Origin of the sequence: Streptomyces sp. DT224 (genome assembly GCF_049844595.1) — a bacterium.
In the GTDB taxonomy this organism is placed as follows: domain Bacteria; phylum Actinomycetota; class Actinomycetes; order Streptomycetales; family Streptomycetaceae; genus Streptomyces.
In genome coordinates, this window is the sequence record NZ_JBNCLI010000080.1 from 1 (window position 1) to 216 (window position 216).

Annotated in this window: 1 protein-coding gene; it reads left to right on the plus strand. The window is 78.2% G+C overall.

Annotated features, from left to right (window positions below):
• On the plus strand, positions 1-216 hold a 216-nt coding region (locus ACLQ2N_RS36125), incomplete at both ends, for a hypothetical protein (RefSeq protein WP_425820055.1).

The window sequence follows — 216 nt, forward strand, 5'->3', positions numbered from 1 at the left end:
TGACCACGGGCGAAGCACAGATCGCCGTCCGCGGCGAGCACCTCCTCACTCCCCGCCTCAACCGGGCCACCCCCACCCCCACCGCCACCGCCACCGCCACGGGCACGGGCACGGGCACCGGCACCGGCACGGGCACGGGCACGGGCACGGGCACGGGCACGGGCACGGGCACCGAGGACGATCGCGGGGACGATGGGGTGGCGGCGTTCGGCCCGC